Annotated in this window: 20 protein-coding genes; 16 read left to right on the top strand and 4 right to left on the bottom strand. The window is 42.3% G+C overall.

Going from position 1 to position 16,992, the window contains the following annotated elements; genetic code table 11:
- Positions 1–335: 335 nt before the first annotated feature.
- Positions 336–686, bottom strand: a complete 351-nt coding sequence (locus D8793_RS11240) for a nuclear transport factor 2-like protein (RefSeq protein ID WP_125372267.1) — start codon at positions 684–686, stop codon at positions 336–338.
- Positions 683–1,141, bottom strand: coding sequence for a DUF1694 domain-containing protein (locus tag D8793_RS11235; RefSeq protein ID WP_125372265.1), 459 nt, complete (start codon positions 1,139–1,141; stop codon positions 683–685). Before D8793_RS11235 ends, D8793_RS11240 begins: the two co-directional genes overlap by 4 nt.
- A 184-nt stretch (positions 1,142–1,325) precedes the next feature.
- Here D8793_RS11235 and eno point away from each other — a divergent pair, with 184 nt between their 5' ends.
- A complete protein-coding gene (eno, locus tag D8793_RS11230; protein WP_015604660.1) occupies positions 1,326–2,630 on the top strand; it encodes a surface-displayed alpha-enolase in 1,305 nt (434 codons plus the stop codon).
- 76 nt (positions 2,631–2,706) lie between these two features.
- On the top strand, positions 2,707–3,291 hold the full coding sequence (locus tag D8793_RS11225) for a hypothetical protein (protein ID WP_125372262.1): 585 nt from the start codon (positions 2,707–2,709) through the stop codon (positions 3,289–3,291).
- Between the two features lie 60 nt (positions 3,292–3,351).
- Here D8793_RS11225 and D8793_RS11220 read toward each other — a convergent pair whose 3' ends face one another.
- Both D8793_RS11220 and D8793_RS11215 read right to left on the bottom strand, forming a co-directional pair.
- Positions 3,352–3,537: a hypothetical protein gene (locus D8793_RS11220; RefSeq protein ID WP_005589722.1), complete on the bottom strand. Its 186-nt coding sequence runs from the start codon at positions 3,535–3,537 to the stop codon at positions 3,352–3,354.
- A gap of 29 nt (positions 3,538–3,566) precedes the next feature.
- Positions 3,567–4,577, bottom strand: coding sequence for a lactonase family protein (locus tag D8793_RS11215; RefSeq protein WP_125372260.1), 1,011 nt, complete (start codon positions 4,575–4,577; stop codon positions 3,567–3,569).
- A gap of 238 nt (positions 4,578–4,815) precedes the next feature.
- On the opposite strand from D8793_RS11215, the gene D8793_RS11210 reads away from it, so the two are divergent.
- The 14 genes from D8793_RS11210 to D8793_RS11140 all read left to right on the top strand — a co-directional run bounded on the left by D8793_RS11210 (position 4,816) and on the right by D8793_RS11140 (position 16,957).
- Positions 4,816–5,082, top strand: a complete 267-nt coding sequence (locus D8793_RS11210; RefSeq protein ID WP_005592220.1) for a hypothetical protein — start codon at positions 4,816–4,818, stop codon at positions 5,080–5,082.
- Between the two features lie 28 nt (positions 5,083–5,110).
- A complete protein-coding gene (locus D8793_RS11205) occupies positions 5,111–6,376 on the top strand; it encodes an efflux RND transporter periplasmic adaptor subunit (protein ID WP_125372258.1) in 1,266 nt (421 codons plus the stop codon).
- Positions 6,363–7,037: an ABC transporter ATP-binding protein gene (locus D8793_RS11200; RefSeq protein ID WP_005589728.1), complete on the top strand. Its 675-nt coding sequence runs from the start codon at positions 6,363–6,365 to the stop codon at positions 7,035–7,037. The genes D8793_RS11205 and D8793_RS11200 overlap by 14 nt, the downstream gene beginning before the upstream one ends.
- 11 nt (positions 7,038–7,048) lie before the next feature.
- Positions 7,049–8,266, top strand: a complete 1,218-nt coding sequence (locus D8793_RS11195) for an ABC transporter permease (RefSeq protein WP_048764025.1) — start codon at positions 7,049–7,051, stop codon at positions 8,264–8,266.
- 21 nt (positions 8,267–8,287) lie between these two features.
- Positions 8,288–8,944, top strand: a complete 657-nt coding sequence (locus tag D8793_RS11190) for a response regulator transcription factor (protein ID WP_045496783.1) — start codon at positions 8,288–8,290, stop codon at positions 8,942–8,944.
- Complete coding sequence (locus D8793_RS11185) at positions 8,941–10,317, top strand: sensor histidine kinase (protein ID WP_125372256.1); 1,377 nt, start codon at positions 8,941–8,943, stop codon at positions 10,315–10,317. Before D8793_RS11190 ends, D8793_RS11185 begins: the two co-directional genes overlap by 4 nt.
- 350 nt (positions 10,318–10,667) lie before the next feature.
- Positions 10,668–10,868, top strand: a complete 201-nt coding sequence (locus D8793_RS11175; protein WP_125372254.1) for a F0F1 ATP synthase subunit C — start codon at positions 10,668–10,670, stop codon at positions 10,866–10,868.
- Positions 10,869–10,901: 33 nt separating this feature from the next.
- The gene (gene atpB, locus D8793_RS11170; RefSeq protein WP_005589734.1) at positions 10,902–11,615 is read left to right on the top strand and encodes a F0F1 ATP synthase subunit A; all 714 of its coding nucleotides are present in this window, start codon (positions 10,902–10,904) and stop codon (positions 11,613–11,615) included.
- Between the two features lie 22 nt (positions 11,616–11,637).
- Positions 11,638–12,132, top strand: coding sequence for a F0F1 ATP synthase subunit B (gene atpF, locus D8793_RS11165; protein WP_005589735.1), 495 nt, complete (start codon positions 11,638–11,640; stop codon positions 12,130–12,132).
- On the top strand, positions 12,132–12,668 hold the full coding sequence (locus D8793_RS11160) for a F0F1 ATP synthase subunit delta (RefSeq protein WP_125372252.1): 537 nt from the start codon (positions 12,132–12,134) through the stop codon (positions 12,666–12,668). Before atpF ends, D8793_RS11160 begins: the two co-directional genes overlap by 1 nt.
- A gap of 15 nt (positions 12,669–12,683) precedes the next feature.
- Positions 12,684–14,189: a F0F1 ATP synthase subunit alpha gene (atpA, locus tag D8793_RS11155; RefSeq protein WP_125386921.1), complete on the top strand. Its 1,506-nt coding sequence runs from the start codon at positions 12,684–12,686 to the stop codon at positions 14,187–14,189.
- 15 nt (positions 14,190–14,204) lie between these two features.
- Positions 14,205–15,083 carry a F0F1 ATP synthase subunit gamma gene (locus D8793_RS11150; RefSeq protein ID WP_005589739.1) on the top strand — a complete coding sequence of 293 codons (879 nt, stop codon included), beginning with the start codon at positions 14,205–14,207 and terminating at the stop codon, positions 15,081–15,083.
- A 37-nt stretch (positions 15,084–15,120) separates the two neighbouring features.
- Positions 15,121–16,527 carry a F0F1 ATP synthase subunit beta gene (gene atpD, locus D8793_RS11145; protein WP_005589740.1) on the top strand — a complete coding sequence of 469 codons (1,407 nt, stop codon included), beginning with the start codon at positions 15,121–15,123 and terminating at the stop codon, positions 16,525–16,527.
- Positions 16,528–16,534: 7 nt separating this feature from the next.
- The gene (locus D8793_RS11140; protein WP_005589741.1) at positions 16,535–16,957 is read left to right on the top strand and encodes a F0F1 ATP synthase subunit epsilon; all 423 of its coding nucleotides are present in this window, start codon (positions 16,535–16,537) and stop codon (positions 16,955–16,957) included.
- Positions 16,958–16,992 lie beyond the last annotated feature (35 nt).

Raw genomic sequence — 16,992 nt, 5'->3', positions numbered from 1 at the left:
CGCAAAAAGCAACTATTGCACTCGCACATCAACTTCTTAAAATAGCTTATATCCTTTTGAAAGAAAATCTCACTTATCAGGAGTTTGTGCTACAAAAAAGGCTACTAGAGACGAGCCAGTAGCCTAATACAATTTTTTCACTTTCATTATATCACAAGGGGAGTCTTTTTGCGCTCTTTTGAGTTTTCGTATAAGAAATCGGTAATTCGTTAGAATTCGATTTCGTCGTCCCACCTCCGCACAGTTGAGCAGGGCTGTAAAAGCTGATGAAATCAGCGTAGTAGAGCCCGCTCAACCACTGCGTCTTGCTCGACAATCCAAAGACAATTAAGAGGCTAGGACTTTTGTCCCAGCCTCTTTTTCAGTAAATATTCGATTTCTTTGACGATTAAGCCGTTTGCAAATTCAAATAGATCGCAGGAAAGGTCTCCGTGGTCATTGACCAAAATTGTTAGAATCCGACTTTGCTCGGCATTGCTGTGATAGTATTGGCAACAAAACTGTGCGGAACTGTTCTGATAGGCCTCCTGTATCCTGTGGAGGTAGGCTTCTTTTCCCTGAATGATTTCTGGGGATTCTCCATGCAGCTCCCAGACGACATGCTCGTCTAAAAAAGTTTGATAAATGTCCCAGTCACGCTGATTTTCCGCCTCGAAAAAGGTAAATAATTTCTCTAAATTTGTCATTCATGAAACATTTTTTTCCAAAGGGAAGTTTTTTTGCGGGGAGATGGTTTACTCTCTGCTGGGTGGAGGACGTCAGCAAATTGCTTGCTCAAGTCCTTTTCTTCTATGGTCACAGGATGATCGCTATGGATTACCAAGCCAAAAGGAGAGGATTGGCAAAAAGCGGAGACAATGGTGGCCTCACAGCCTAAGTCTTTGGCGGTTTTTAGGTAGAAAACCTGCTGACTGGATATGATTTCAGGCGATATTTTGACTGTGACGGGATGGTAGCTTTCAGTGATCTTCTCAACTATTTCTTTAAAATGCTGTTTTAGAAGCGAGGAATTGGCATCCGAAATAGAGCAGTAAGCAATCACCCGCTCTTCAAAAGTTTCCAGAAATTTGCGCTGTTCATCAGGATTGAGCTTAGCATTCCCCTGAGATTTTTCCATGATAATGTTATTTAGATCTGTCATATTTCTAGTATATCATAAATAAATGATTTCTTATTTTCAAACCATTAAGAAAAAGATAGGATGTAACCGATTGCATTTCAAAATTTGTGATTTTTCACGCAAAGCTGCTGTTTTTCCTTGAAAAAAAAGCGCTTTTGAGGTATCATAGACTAGTAAATAATTTTAAACAATAAGGAGAGTCAAAATGTCAATTATTACTGATGTTTACGCTCGCGAAGTCCTCGACTCACGCGGTAACCCAACACTTGAAGTAGAAGTTTATACTGAATCAGGTGCTTTCGGACGTGGTATGGTTCCTTCAGGAGCTTCTACTGGTGAACACGAAGCAGTTGAACTTCGTGATGGTGACAAATCTCGTTACGGCGGTCTTGGTACACAAAAAGCAGTTGACAACGTGAACAACGTTATCGCTGAAGCTATTATCGGTTACGATGTACGTGACCAACAAGCTATCGACCGTGCAATGATCGCTTTGGACGGTACTCCAAACAAAGGTAAATTGGGTGCGAACGCAATTCTTGGTGTGTCTATCGCTGTAGCTCGTGCTGCTGCTGACTACCTTGAAATCCCACTTTACAGCTACCTTGGTGGATTCAACACTAAAGTTCTTCCAACTCCAATGATGAACATCATCAATGGTGGTTCTCACTCAGACGCTCCAATCGCTTTCCAAGAATTCATGATCGTACCTGCTGGTGCACCATCATTCAAAGAAGCTCTTCGTTGGGGTGCTGAAATCTTCCACGCTCTTAAGAAAATCCTTAAATCTCGTGGTTTGGAAACTGCTGTTGGTGACGAAGGTGGATTTGCTCCTCGTTTCGAAGGAACTGAAGATGGCGTAGAAACTATCATCGCTGCTATCGAAGCTGCTGGTTATGTTCCAGGTAAAGATGTATTTATCGGATTTGACTGTGCATCATCAGAATTCTACGATAAAGAACGTAAAGTATACGACTACACTAAATTCGAAGGTGAAGGAGCTGCTGTACGTACTGCTGCAGAACAAATTGACTACCTTGAAGAATTGGTAAACAAATATCCAATCATCACTATCGAAGATGGTATGGACGAAAACGACTGGGACGGTTGGAAAGCTCTTACTGAACGTCTTGGTGGTAAAGTTCAATTGGTTGGTGACGACTTCTTCGTAACAAACACTTCTTACCTTGAAAAAGGTATCGCAGAAGGCGCTGCTAACTCAATCCTTATCAAAGTTAACCAAATCGGTACTCTTACTGAAACATTCGATGCTATTGAAATGGCGAAAGAAGCTGGTTACACTGCCGTTGTATCACACCGTTCAGGTGAAACTGAAGATTCAACAATCGCTGATATCGCTGTTGCAACTAACGCAGGACAAATCAAGACTGGTTCACTTTCACGTACAGACCGTATTGCTAAATACAACCAATTGCTTCGTATCGAAGACCAACTTGGTGAAGTTGCTGAATACCGTGGATTGAAATCATTCTACAACTTGAAAAAATAATTCCTTCTAATGGAATGAAGCAAATCCCTTGAGGCTAACTCAAGGGATTTTTAATAAATAAGGGGAGATTTTTGGGATGCTTTATTTTATACTGTATATTCTAAGCAAGGGATGGCTAGCTATAACTGTTTTATTTATAGGCCTCTTTTTGGCTTATAAACACAAATCATGCTCTCTGGCGCTTTTGGTGGTTCTTTTATTTCTTACAATCACCAGTATATTCTGGTATCCTCAGTTCAGCCCATGGTTTTCTTTTCCCTTTTTGTTTCTTGTTTCCTATTTATTGGTAAAAAGATATAGGTGGCTTCTTTACCCTGCTCTTGCTTTAGGCTTGTTTCTATTGGCAGTTTCTCCTATTCTTGGCTATATTTTTAGAGTTTATGTTCCAGTGACCCATTATTCCTATCTTGAGGAAAAAGGGCAGACAGTAGTGGTTCGGGAAGATTATTATGGAGCATTTTTTAGTGAGAGTGATATAGAAATTATGACCTATGTAAATGGTCAACTTGCTTATGCAAATAAGATGGTTTATGAAAAGGTTGACTTACATGATTTTAATAAGGACAAAGATGTCGATAAGGACGTTTTTCTTGCTCAACCTTTGACAAGGGAGCGATTGGAAGAATTAGAGGATTTTATGAATCGGAAATGGACTAAATAAGGCTCGATCAAATAAAAAAGCTGTTGGATTTTCATCTAACAGCTTTTTTTAATTAAGATTTTAGAAAATAGACTTAACTTTGTTGATGACGTCGTTGAGACCTTTTGAATTTGCTACTAAATCTTTTGCCTTGTCTAAGTATTCGCCTAGCTCATCTTTGTGGTCTTCGACAAATTTCTTAGCTGCATCAAAATCTTTCTTTTCGATCAATTCTTTGACTTGGTTAAACAATTCCACTGGATTCATTTTAAATGCTCCTTTGATAATTCTTTTGATTATTGGAAGGTCACGCAGACAGCTTCTGGCACATAGAAATCATGAGAGATTTCTGTTAATCGACCTGTTTCAGGATCGCGTTTGAAGACAGTTGCATTGTCCGAATCTTGGTGGACAGCGATGAGGTAGTTTTGGTCAGGTGTGATATTGAAATCGCGCGGATTTTTACCCTTTGTTGGCGTGATTTCAACGAGCTGTAGACTTCCATCAGCTAGAATTTGATAAACAGCTATTGAGTCATGGCCGCGGTTAGAGCCATAGAGGAATTTTCCGTCGGCAGAGAGGCGGATGGCTGCAGTGCCGTTAAAATCTTCAAATCCTTCTGGGAGAGTTGAGATGGTTTGCAGGTGTTCAAACTGACCAACGCCGTCATAAATCAATACTTCGATAGTAGAATTTAGTTCGCAGATAAGGTAAGCAATTTTATAGTGGCTATGAAAGACAATGTGGCGTGCCCCGGCCCCAGCAGCACATGTGTAGGTGGCCAATTTGTTCAGTTGTCCGTCTTCCGTCACATCGTAGGTAGTGACTTGATCTGTTCCGAGGTCACAAGTAATCAGATATTGATCGGGAGTCAAGTCAGCATAGTGGACATGGGCAGAGGCTTGATTGGCGTGAGGTCCTTGCCCGACATGGGTGTCTGAATCAGCCAGTTTTAGACTGCCATCTTCTTGCTGCTTGTAGACCAGCACTTGTCCCTTGTGGTAGTTGGCCCCGTAGACAAGTCCTCTTTCGTTATCTACAGCAACATAGCAAAGCGGCGCGCCTTCTTCAACCACGTGATTGAGCAGCTGCCCTTCTTGGTCATAGGCAGCAATCCCACCTCGTCCATCTTTTGCGCCAACGGTGTAAAGATGCCCAGCTTGGTCAAAGGCTAGATAAGTAGGGCTTGGTTCTTCGGCTACTAATTCTAAGTTTGAGAGTTGTCCCTTTTCAGTGTCAAAATCTGCCTTATAAATCCCTTGGGAATCTCGTCGGGTGTATGTTCCAAAATAAACTGTTTGAGTCATGTTTCCACCTCATTCTTTTAAAATCAATCTATTATACCATAAAACGACTTAAGAAGCTGTTTGGATAGGAAAAGTCCTGTATCTATAGGAAAATCTCACATTTTATAAAAAAATAGATAAAAAACAGATGGTGGGTAGGAAGGGGATAGACCACTTTGATAGAATGGAATTGTTCAAAAAAACAAATACGATCAGGAAAGCTCAAAATTCCTGTTTTCTAAAACAAAGGAGAAATCAAATGAACGTAAAAAAATTCGCTATGCTTGTAACTCTTATCGGAATGTCTGTCTTTTTCCTAGCTGCATGCGGTTCTAAGAATGCTGACAATAAAGAAATTAGTGATGGGAAAAAAGTAGATTTTAAGAAAGATGCTGTTGATCAAAAAACGAAAACAGTAGACGGCAAGGAAGTGACAGAGTATACCATGCCGGACGGAAACGTGATTCAAATCCCAGCGGATGGAGAAGAATTACCAACAGATGAATCTGAATCAACTGATAAATAAAAGTTAGAACTTGTAGGTTGGAGGCAATATGTTTCAAATAAAAAAAATGAATCGTAAAACCATTCTATTGGGAAGCACGGTCATTCTTGCTTGTGCAGGGTTGGGAGGCTATGTACTTCTTCATCAGGTTGATCAACAACAAGCCATGAAAATGGTCGATAATAAGATTGATTCACTGACGGTCCAAGATGCTGTTAATAACAGTAAAAAAACAAGCCTAGTTTTATCTGGAGAAGTAGTTGCTAACAATAGTAGTAAGGTCAAGATTGACCCATCAAAAGGTGAAGTTAAAGAAGTATTTGTTAAAAATGGCGATACTGTTACACAAGGTCAGCCCCTCTTTTCCTATGTGACCTCTCAGGAATTGACAGCCCAGTCTGCTCAGTATGATGCTCAAGCTAAGGCCAATAGCATTACGGCCGCTCAAACTAGCGCATCTATCAAATGGGAAACGTATAATCGGAAGCTAGCTAATCTCAATACTCTTAAGAATAAATACAATTCTAGTAAGGATGAGTCTTTGTTAGATCAGATAAAATCTGCTGAAGACGAGCTGGCTCAAGCGCTAAGTGACGCTAAGACTGCTGACAATGAAGTAACGAATGCTCAGATTGAGGCTGAAAAGGCTCAGGTGACAGCTCAGACGGAATCAGACCGCATGAAATATGACACCGTGACGGCTGATACAGCGGGAACCATTACCTCTATGAACGAAGATCTTCCAACTCAGTCCAAGGCTAAAAAGGAAGAAGAAACCTTTATCGAAATCATGGATAAGTCCAAAACTCTGATCAAAGGGAGCGTTAGTGAATTTGACCGTGAGAAGCTGAGCGTGGGCCAGAGAGTAGATGTTGTGGATCGCAAGGATCCTAAGAAACGCTGGAGTGGTACCGTGACGCAAGTCGGCACCTTGACAACTGCAAATACTGGAAATAGCAATGGTGGAAATAAACAACAGGAAAATCCCAACCAAGGCAAGTATCCTTATACTGTCGAGCTGGACCAAGGCGGTGAAATGCCACTTGTAGGCTCCCATTCTTATGTGAATGTCGTAGAAAATGCTCCTGAAGCCGGCAAGGTAGTCGTCAACAAGGCCTATACTTTCAGTAAAAATGGCAAGACCTATGTCTGGAAGGTAGAGGGTAAAAAGGTGAAAATGAAGGAAGTCAAGACCAAGAAAGTCTCTGACCGTTTGGTAGAGATTACAGAAGGTCTGACTATGAAGGATACCATTTCGACGCCTAGAGAAGGCATGAAAGACGGAATGGAGGTGGGACAGAATGTTAAAGCTTAAGAACATCCACAAATCTTATCAACAGGGCAGTCAGGAATTTCCGATTTTGAAAGGAATTGATTTGCATGTGAAAGAGGGGGATTTTCTAGCGATTATGGGGCCGTCTGGATCAGGTAAGTCCACTTTGATGAACATTATCGGCTGTTTGGACAAGGCTAGCGCAGGTTCTTATCATATCGAAGGGACTGACGTCTCTGACCTGTCCGACAACCAACTATCTGATTTGCGTAACCAGAAGATTGGCTTTGTTTTCCAGAATTTCAACCTCATGCCCAAGCTGACAGCTTGTCAAAATGTTGAACTGCCTCTGACTTACATGAAAGTTCCTAAAAAAGAGAGACGCGAGCGCGCTTTGGAAATGCTGCGACTGGTCGGTCTGGAAGAGAGAAGCGACTTCAAGCCTATGGAGTTGTCCGGTGGTCAAAAGCAACGGGTAGCCATTGCGCGTGCCCTGGTGACCAATCCCAGCTTTATCTTGGGAGACGAGCCGACTGGGGCGCTGGATACCAAGACCAGTGTTCAGATCATGGAGCTGTTTAAGCAATTTAATGAACAAGGCAAAACTATTGTCATCATTACCCACGAGCCAGAAGTGGCTCAGCTTTGCAAGCAAACGGTTGTCTTGCGAGACGGTAATATAGAGACTCGGGCATTAGGATAGAAGGGGGCTATATGGAAGATATTTTTGTAGCTCTAAACTCCATCCTGTCCCACAAAATGCGCTCTATGTTGACCATGTTGGGGATTATCATCGGGATTGGCGCTATTATTGCTATCTTTTCCATCATTGAAGGAAATACGGAAAATACAAAACGTCAGCTGATCGGTGGTAGCAATAATACCATCAAAGTCGTCTACGATAAGAAAAGCGCCATCGATCCCTCTATTCCAGAAAAATCCCAAGCTCAGAAGCCTTCCTACATTCCCTTCATGGGAGAGGATGTCTTGTCCAAAATCAAGGAAATTCCTGGAGTTAAAAATGCTTTGATGACCTATGGGGCGGACGAAAAGATTTACTATCTCAGTCAAAAGTCATCTAGCAAGGTTCAGGCAGTTTCCCAGTCGGTAGCTGACATCAAGCAGCAACGACTGTTGGAAGGGGAGGGCTTTGACTCTGAAGCCTTCAAAAATCAAGAGCAAGTAACCTACCTAGAAAAGTCTCTTTATGATACCCTCTTTCCTAAGGGAGACGGTATCGGTAAGTACGTAGAAGTCAAGGGCAATCCTTTTAAAGTTATCGGCGTCTTTGAGTCGACTGAGCAGAGTGGCTTAACCTCTGGTTCGGAAAAGGTGGCCTATATTCCCCTGCAACAGTGGCATCGGATTTTTGATACCATCAATGTCAGTCCAGAAGTCACTGTCCAGACCCACAAAGCCGATGATTTGAAGAAGGTAGCCAAAAAAGTTAGTGATTACCTCAATCAGCAGATGCCTCAGTCAGACTATATGTTTGGTGTACTAAATCTGCAAGAATTTGAACGCCAATTGGATAACCTCAACCAGTCTAACTTTGTCTTGCTAGCGGGTATTGCCAGCATCTCCCTTTTAGTCGGAGGTATTGGGGTTATGAATATCATGCTGGTCTCAGTGACAGAGCGGACACGTGAAATCGGGATTAAAAAGGCTCTGGGAGCTCGGAGAAAGATCATTCTCAAGCAGTTCCTGATCGAAGCTGTCATCCTGACTCTGATGGGAGGAATTATTGGTGTGGTAGCAGGTATCGCCTCTGGTTTTGCTATTACCCAGTCTTTGGCCTATCCTTATATTTTATCCCTCTTTTCTGTCTTTGTAAGTTTGCTCTTTTGTTGTATAATAGGAGTAGTATTTGGGCTCTTGCCAGCCGTGAAAGCATCCAAGCTGGATCCAATTGAAGCCCTGCGATTTGAATAAATAAAGGAGAATCAAGCATATATGCACAAGATTTTAGTAGTGGAAGACGATACTACGATCAATCAAGTCATTTGTGAATTTTTAAAAGAAAGTAACTATGCAGTTACACCAGTCTTTGATGGAGGCGAGGCTTTGCTTCAATTTGAAGCAGAGTCTTTTGACTTAGTTATTTTAGACATGATGTTGCCAACCATGAGTGGACTGGATGTCCTCAAGGAAATTCGCAAGACTTCTCAGATTCCGGTCATGATCCTGACGGCGCTAGATGATGAGTACACTCAGCTGGTCAGCTTTAACCACCTCATCAGTGACTACGTGACCAAGCCTTTCTCACCACTGATCTTAGTTAAACGGATTGAGAATATTCTGCGACGAAATACGGTTGCGTCAGAGATTACTGTTGGTGATTTGACCGTCTCTATCGATGACTGTACCGTTTACTGGCAGGAAGAAAAGATGCCTCTGACCAAGAAAGAGTATGAGATCTTGCAGGCTCTAGCCAAGAGAAAGGATCATTTAGTGACCCGCGATCAGCTCATGAATACCATTTGGGGCTACAGTGAGCTAGATAGTCGGGTGCTGGACAATCACATCAAGAATATTCGTAAGAAAATTCCAGGTATCCCTCTAAAAACCATCACAGGTATGGGCTATCAGCTTGGAGGAGAAGACACGTGAAGATTGTCAAAAAGAACTTCCTCTTGACGACTTTCATCATCTTTGTCGTTGTGACGATTGTTCTATCCACTCTCTATTTTGCCATGCCGGTTTATTACCAGCAGGTCAAGGGAGGAGAAGCCCAGCGTGAGTTTGCTCAGGTAGCCAAGCAGGTCAAAGGGAAGTCCAGCCAAGAAATCAGTGAGCTCTTGAGCAATTATAGCAAAAAAAGCAATCAGATCTGGTTCACCTTGCTGGCAAAAGACAATACGATTCTTTATCCAGCACTTGAAACGAATGGAGAAAGCTCTCTCCAGCTGACGATTGTTCCGACCATTGCCAATAGTAATTACGAAAGCAAGACTCTGTCAGAAAGCTTTCAGACGTCGGACGGAAAAGAAGTAGTCCTGCGAGGGGAATATTCTCTGCAACCCGTTTCGGATGCCAGTCGGATCTTGCTTAATCTCTATCCTTTTGTATTATTTTTGTCGTTGAGTCTGGGAGGGCTTGCTGCCTATCTCTATAGTCGGACCTCCAGTCAGCGAATTAAGGATATCTCCTCTAGCACTCGGCAAATGACGAGCCTGCTTCCAGACGTTTCCTGTCAGGTGAAAGGGCATGACGAGATTGCCGATCTGGCTCAGGATATCAATCACTTATATGCCAACCTCCTAGCTAGTATGGAAGCTCTGCGATTAGAAAATGAGAAAGTCGCAGAAAGCGAGCGCGAAAAGGCAGAATTTCTTCGAATGACTTCCCACGAACTCAAGACCCCCATCACTAGCATGATGGGAATGATTGACGGGATGATTTATGGAGTGGGTGATTTTAAAGATCGGGACAAATACCTGCAGAAGTGCCGCGAAATATTGGAAGAGCAATCAGGCTTAGTTCAGTCTATCCTAGCCATTTCAAAGCTAGAAATGACCATGGAGACAGAGCGAGAAATCTTCTCTCTCAAAGAGCTGCTTGAAGCAAATATCAGTACATACAAGGTTCTGGCTGACCTCAAGCATTATCAATTTAATATCCAACTTTCAGAAACAAAAGTTCGAGGAAATAAGACCTATTTACTGAAAGCTATTAAAAATCTGATTGATAATGCCTTCCATTATACAGTAGAAGGCGGAGAAATCTTGGTTCGTTTAGAAGATGGGCTATTAATTGTAGAAAATGAAGCTGAGCGAGTGCTGGATGACTCACAGATCCAGCAGATTTTCCAGCCATTTTATCGCCCAGACTACAGTCGCAATCGCAAAGATGGTGGTACGGGATTGGGTCTCTTTATCGTGCAGCAGATTTTAGAAAAGCACCATCTCACTTATCGCTTTGAAGCAGTTGAGAATAGGTGGATGCGCTTCACGATTTTTTTACCTCAAATGGAACAGATATGAGGCTGGGACAAAAGTCCTAGCCTCTTAATTGTCTTTGGATTGTCGAGCAAGACGCAGTGGTTGAGTGGGCTCTATTACGCTTATTTCATCAGCTTTTACAGCCCTACTCAACTGTGCGGAGGTGGGACGACGAAATCGAATTCTAACGAATTACCGATTTCTGTCCCAATCTCATTTTTGCTTGGATTTCCATAGGATAAATGTTTGAAAAGCACCTTTATTCAAGTTTTATTTTAAATTTAAAAGAAAAGTGCGAAAAACGCTTACAATATCACAAAATAATTGACTATTAACTTTATTAGGAGTAAACTAATGGGGTACATTTAAAAAATATAAAAGGAGAATTCATCATGAATTTAACATTTTTAGGACTTTGTATTGCCTGCTTTGGCGTCTCATTAGCTGAAGGTTTGATTATGAGTAATCTGTTTAAAGCAGTTTCACGTCAGCCAGAAATGGTCGATCAATTAAGAAGCTTGCTCATCATGGGTGTCGCTTTTGTTGAAGGTACTTTCTTCGTTACCTTGGTTATGTCCTTCATTATCAAATAGTTTTTTCTATTTTAGAAAAGGGGGTGTCAAACCTTGGAAGAAAGTCTTAATCCGACTATTCAGCTAGGCCCAATATCCTTTGATTTGACCCTGCTTGCTATGTCACTTGTGACCGTTTTGATGGTCTTTGGCTTTATCTACTGGGGCAGTAGAAAAATGTCCATCCGACCTCAAGGAAAGCAAAACCTATTAGAATATGTCTATGATTTTGTCATTGGTTTTACAAAAGATAATATCGGAGAACGGTATATCAAGGATTACTCTTTGTTTATGTTCTCTCTATTTCTCTTTATTGCAGTTGCCAATAATATCGGTTTGATGGCTAAAGTTCAGACCACCAATGGCTATAATCTCTGGACTTCTCCGACGGCAAATTTGGGCTATGACCTAGCCTTATCCTTTATCATTACATTGATTAGTCATGTTGAAGGAATCCGTCGTCGTGGTTTTAAAGATTACTTAAAAGCTTTTGCAACACCTGGATTTATGACTCCAATGAATATCTTGGAAGAATTTACCAATTTTGCTTCTCTGGCTCTGCGGATTTTCGGAAATATCTTTGCAGGGGAAGTTTTGGCTGGCTTGTTGCTTACCTTGTCACAACAAGCATTTTATTGGTATCCAGCTGCTTTCCTAGGTAGTATGTTATGGACAGCCTTCTCGATATTTATTTCATGTATCCAGGCCTATGTCTTTACCATGCTGTCTTCGATGTATATCGGCAAGAAAATAAACGGTGAAGAATAGTAAGTAGAAAGGAAGAAAAGGAATGCACGTAACTATCGGTGCCATTATTGGTGACTTTATTCTCATCGCTGGTTCCTTCCTTTTATTAATTTTTTTAGTAAAGAAGTTTGCCTGGGGCAATATCACCAGTATCTTGGAAGAACGTTCTAAAAAGATTACGGATGATATTGACGGGGCTGAGTCAGCCCGCAAAAAGGCTGAGGAACTTGCGCAAAAACGTGAGAATGAATTAGCAGGAAGTCGTCAGGAAGCAACGACGATTATCGAACATGCTAAGGAAACAGCTGAAAAAAATAAGGCTGGAATTTTAGCAGATGCAGCTGAAGAAGCTGGACGTTTGAAAGCAAAAGCCAATCAGGAAATTGCTCAAAGTAAGGCAGAAGCCTTGAATAGCATTAAAGACGATGTGGCTGACCTAACAGTAAGTCTTGCAAGTAAGATCTTGAGCCAGCAGCTTGATACAAAAGCACACAGTGAGCTTATTGATCGTTATATTGATAAATTAGGAGATGCTTAATGGACAAAAAGCACTATGCGGTAATTGAAAAATATACCTTGCCTTTTGTTCAATTAGTATTTGAAAAAGGTCAGCAACAAGATGTTTTTGAAAAACTTAGCCAAATTAAGGCTGTGTTTGAGGAAACAAATCTTGCTGACTTTTTATCACATATTGGCGTCGATGAGGGAGAGAAGGAGAAGGCTCTTCGACTTTTTCAAAACTCAGATTCACAGCTGATTGATAACTTTATCGAAGTCGTTATTCTCAATCATCGAGCAGATTTATTCTACGATATGTTGATAGAAATTCAGCATCAGATTGAGAAACAAAGCAATGAATTTGAAGTGACGGTTAAATCTGTTCAAGCATTGACAGACAGTCAAAAAGAAAGATTGAAACCAATGATTGAGCAAAAAATGGGCCTCAAGGTTCGCTCGCTCAAGCAGGAATTAGATGCTAGCCTGATTGGTGGCTTCGTCATTTCAGCCAATAATAAAACAATTGATGCAAGTATAAAACGTCAATTACAACTCGTAAAAGAAAATTTGAAATAGAAAGTGGTGTGAATTTTGGCGATTAACGCACAAGAAATCAGCGCTTTCATTAAGCAACAAATTGAAAATTTCCAGCCAAATTTTGACGTCACAGAAACTGGGGTCGTCACTTATATTGGTGATGGAATTGCTCGTGCCCACGGCCTTGATAATGCCATGAGTGGCGAGCTCTTGATTTTTGAAAATGGTTCTTATGGTATGGCCCAAAACTTGGAGTCAACCGATGTCGGGATCATTATCTTGGGTGATTTTACAGATATTCGCGAGGGCGATACGATTCGTCGCACGGGTAAAATCATGGAAGTTCCTGTCGGAGATGCTTTGATTGGTCGTGTCGTAGATCCGCTTGGTCGTCCTGTTGACGGCTTGGGTGAGCTTGCTACAACTAAAACACGCCCTGTAGAAGCACCAGCTCCAGGAGTTATGCAACGGAAGTCTGTATCAGAACCATTGCAAACAGGTTTGAAAGCTATTGATGCCCTTGTACCGATTGGTCGTGGTCAGCGGGAATTGATTATCGGTGACCGTCAGACTGGTAAAACTAGTATTGCCATCGATGCGATCCTCAACCAAAAAGGGCAGGATATGATCTGTATCTATGTTGCCATTGGTCAGAAGGAATCTACTGTCCGTACACAGGTGGAAACTCTCCGTCAGTATGGAGCCTTGGATTATACTATCGTGGTCACAGCATCAGCTTCACAACCATCTCCATTGCTTTTCTTGGCTCCTTATGCCGGTGTAGCAATGGCTGAAGAATTTATGTACAATGGCAAGCACGTCCTCATCGTTTATGATGACTTGTCTAAACAAGCGGTAGCTTATCGTGAGCTTTCCCTCTTGCTTCGTCGTCCGCCAGGTCGTGAAGCCTTCCCAGGGGATGTTTTCTACCTTCACAGCCGTCTGCTTGAGCGTTCGGCTAAGGTTTCTGATGAGCTGGGTGGTGGTTCAATCACAGCCCTACCATTTATCGAGACACAAGCAGGAGATATCTCAGCCTATATCGCGACCAACGTGATTTCAATTACGGATGGACAAATCTTCCTTGGAGATGGTCTCTTTAATGCAGGTATTCGTCCAGCTATTGATGCGGGTTCTTCTGTATCTCGGGTAGGTGGATCTGCACAAATCAAGGCCATGAAGAAGGTTGCAGGAACCCTGCGTATTGACCTTGCTTCATATCGTGAGCTGGAAGCCTTTACCAAATTTGGTAGTGACCTCGATGCAGCAACTCAGGCTAAGTTGAACCGTGGACGCCGTACGGTAGAAGTATTGAAACAGCCAGTTCATGAGCCACTGCCAGTTGAAAAACAAGTTGTGATCCTTTATGCACTGACCCATGGTTTCCTAGACACAGTACCGGTGGATGAGATTCTTCAGTTTGAAGCAGAGCTTTTCGCTTACTTTGATGCTCATCATGAAGACATTTATGAAACCATTCGTCAGACAAAAGATTTGCCGAGCGAAGAAGTGCTGGATGCCGCTATTACTGAATTTATCAATCAGTCTAACTTCAAATAAGAATAGAGGTGTCAGATGGCAGTTTCATTAAATGATATCAAAAATAAAATTGCATCCACAAAAAACACCAGTCAAATCACCAATGCGATGCAGATGGTTTCTGCATCTAAGTTGGGAAAGTCCGAAGAAGCAGCAAAGAACTTTCAGGTTTATGCTTCTAAGGTTCGAAAACTCTTGACCGACCTTTTGCATGGTCATGAGGAAGAAAATGTTAGCCATCATCCCTTACTCAAGAGCAGACCGGTTCAGAAAACGGCTTATATCGTCATTACGTCTGATCGTGGTTTGGTCGGTGGCTACAACGCAACCATCCTCAAATCCATGATGGAATTGATTTCGGAATACCACGAAAAAGATGACTATGTCATTATTTCGATCGGAGGAATGGGAGCGGATTTCTTCCGCGCGCGAGGCATTCAGCCAATTTATGAATTGCGCGGTTTAGCCAATCATCCGAGTTTTGATGAAGTTCGGAAAATCATTTCCAAGACCATTGAAATGTATCAGAATGAGCTTTTTGATGAACTTTATGTGTGTTATAACCACCATGTCAACAGTTTGACCAGTCAGATGCGGGTAGAGCAGATGTTGCCAATCGTCGACTTGGATCCTAGTGAAGCAGATGAGAACTATATTCTTAATCTAGAATTGGAATCCAGTCGAAACGCGATTTTAGATCAGCTCTTGCCTCAGTTTGCTGAAAGTATGATTTATGGAGCGATTATTGACGCAAAAACTGCTGAAAATGCTGCTGGTATGACAGCCATGCAAACAGCAACAGATAATGCTAAAAAAGTTATCAATGATTTGACTATTCAGTATAACCGTGCTAGACAAGCAGCTATCACGCAGGAAATTACTGAAATTGTGGCGGGTGCAAGTGCACTGGAATAGTGTCACAGAAAATAAATAGTATAAAGAGGAGAAAAGAATGAGCTCAGGCAAAATTACTCAGGTTATCGGACCGGTTGTAGACGTAGCGTTTGCAGCTGGCGACAAGCTACCTGAGATCAATAATGCACTTGTAGTCTATAAAAATGACGAAAAAAAATCAAAAATCGTCCTTGAAGTAGCTCTTGAGCTTGGTGATGGAGTGGTTCGGACCATCGCTATGGAATCAACGGATGGGTTGACTCGTGGCATGGAAGTGCTAGATACTGGCCGTCCAATTTCTGTGCCAGTCGGCAAAGAAACACTTGGTCGCGTCTTTAACGTTTTGGGAGATACCATTGACTTGGATGCTCCTTTTGCGGATGATGCAGAGCGTCAGCCAATCCATAAGAAAGCTCCAACCTTTGATGAGTTGTCTACTTCATCAGAAATCTTAGAGACAGGTATCAAGGTTATCGACCTTTTAGCACCTTATCTTAAAGGTGGTAAAGTGGGACTCTTCGGTGGTGCCGGAGTTGGTAAGACCGTCTTGATTCAGGAATTGATTCATAACATTGCCCAAGAACACGGTGGTATTTCTGTATTTACTGGTGTTGGGGAACGTACCCGTGAAGGGAATGACCTTTATTGGGAAATGAAGGAATCTGGTGTTATCGAGAAAACAGCCATGGTCTTCGGTCAGATGAATGAGCCACCAGGAGCGCGTATGCGGGTTGCTTTGACTGGTCTGACGATTGCAGAGTACTTCCGTGATGTGGAAGGTCAAGATGTCTTGCTTTTCATTGACAACATCTTCCGTTTCACGCAGGCAGGTTCTGAAGTTTCTGCCCTTTTGGGTCGGATGCCATCAGCCGTTGGTTACCAACCAACACTTGCGACTGAAATGGGACAACTCCAAGAGCGTATTACATCGACTAAGAAGGGTTCTGTAACCTCTATTCAGGCCATCTACGTGCCGGCCGATGACTATACTGACCCAGCGCCAGCGACGGCTTTCGCCCACTTGGACTCTACAACCAACTTGGAACGTAAATTGGTTCAATTGGGGATTTATCCAGCCGTGGATCCGCTCGCTTCAAGCTCTCGAGCTCTTTCTCCTGAGATTGTTGGTGAAGAGCACTATGCAGTAGCTGCCGAAGTGAAACGCGTATTGCAACGTTATCATGAATTGCAGGACATCATTGCCATCCTAGGTATGGATGAGTTATCAGATGAAGAAAAGACTTTGGTTGCGCGTGCGCGTCGGATTCAATTCTTCTTGTCTCAAAACTTCAACGTTGCTGAGCAATTCACTGGCCAGCCAGGATCTTATGTGCCTGTAGCTGAAACGGTTCGTGGCTTTAAAGAAATCCTCGAAGGCAAGTACGATAAGTTACCAGAAGATGCCTTCCGTGGTGTCGGTTCGATTGAGGATGTCATTGCTAAAGCGGAAAAAATGGGATTCTAAGAGGTGAATGATGGCTCAAATGACAGTACAAATCGTTACACCGGATGGTCTGATCTATGACCACCGTGCTGCATTTGTTTCCGTAAAAACGATTGACGGAGAAATGGGGATTTTGCCTCGCCATATCAATACAATTGCTGTTTTGGAAGTGGATCAAGTCAAGGTACGCAGAATCGATGATGACAAGCATATTGACTGGATTGCGGTCAACGGTGGCATCATAGAAATTGCTGATAATGTGATTACCATTATCGCAGACTCAGCTGAGCGTGAGCGTGATATTGATATCAGCCGTGCTGAACGAGCTAAGCTGCGTGCTGAGAAAGAGATCGAAGAAGCCCAAGACAAGCATTTGATTGACCAAGAGCGGCGTGCTAAAATCGCCCTCCAGCGTGCCATCAACCGTATTAACGTTGGAACAAGAATGTAATGAAAAAAGAATGGAATTTCCATTCTTTTTTATTG

The organism is Streptococcus cristatus (genome assembly GCF_003943465.1).
Taxonomy (GTDB): domain Bacteria; phylum Bacillota; class Bacilli; order Lactobacillales; family Streptococcaceae; genus Streptococcus; species Streptococcus cristatus_C.
This window is presented reverse-complemented; position numbering and strand designations above follow the sequence as displayed.